Source organism: Saccharopolyspora sp. 6V (assembly GCF_020176785.1).
Lineage (GTDB): Bacteria > Actinomycetota > Actinomycetes > Mycobacteriales > Pseudonocardiaceae > Saccharopolyspora_C > Saccharopolyspora_C gregorii.
This window is the reverse complement of record NZ_JAIUKB010000233.1, coordinates 1-871: the sequence shown is the minus strand read 5'-3', so window position 1 is coordinate 871 and position 871 is coordinate 1. Positions and strand designations below refer to the sequence as shown.

General features: G+C 66.1%; 1 protein-coding gene and 1 pseudogene. Both read right to left on the bottom strand.

Annotation, left to right across the window (positions count from 1 at the left end):
* Positions 1-552 (bottom strand): IS5 family transposase (locus tag LCD35_RS29680; RefSeq protein ID WP_225045323.1); only part of this gene is annotated, 552 nt, incomplete at its 3' end.
* Between the two features lie 47 nt (positions 553-599).
* A pseudogene (locus LCD35_RS30265) lies at positions 600-719 on the bottom strand (transposase); the annotation flags it as partial.
* Between the last annotated feature and the right edge of the window lie 152 nt (positions 720-871).

Here is an 871-nt window from a genome sequence, read left to right as displayed (position 1 = left end):
GCGTCGGTGTTGGATGAGGCAGGTGGTGAGTTGGAGGAGGCTGTCGTGGATGTCGGCGCGGCGTTCCCAGCGAATGCGTAGACGGCGTGGCCAGTGCAGCCAGCCGAGGCTGCGTTCGATGACCCACCGGACGACTCCGAGGCCGGATCCGTGCTCGTCGCCGCGGCGGGCGATCACGGGTGTGATGCGGCGATGCCGGAGCAGGCGCCGGTATTTGTCGTGGTCGTAGGCACGATCGGCATAGACCGCGTCCGGCCGGAAGCGGGGCCGTCCGCGTCGTCCTCGGACACCGGGAACGGTGTCGATCAGCGGGATCAGCTGCGTGACGTCGTTGCGGTTGCCACCGGTCAACGTCACCGCCAGTGGGGTTCCGCGCGCATCGGAGATCATGTGGTGCTTCGAGCCCGGCCGGGCGCGGTCGACTGGACTCGGCCCCGTTTTGGGCCGCCTCGCATGGCCCGCACGTGGGAGGCATCGACTACTGCACGGGAGAAGTCGAGCTGGTCGGCCCCGCGCAGCTTGTCCAGCAGCACCTGCTGGAGTCGCGTCCACACATCGGCTTCGTGCCAGTCACGTAACCGGCGCCAGCACGTCATCCCCGAACCGAATCCCAACTCCTGAGGCAGAAACTCCCACTGGATACCGGTGTGCAGCACGAACAAGATGCCCTGCAACGCTTTCCGGTCATCGATCCGGGGCCGCCCACCCTTCTCCGGCACCCGCGTGTCCTGCGGCAGCAAGGGTTCGAGCAGTTCCCACAACTCGTCGTCGACCTCCCACGGTCGCCGCCGGGCCACCAGACACCTCCACAACGACAACAAGACCAACCTACGACCACCGTGCCACCAAGATCAGTTTTGTTACAAGTAGT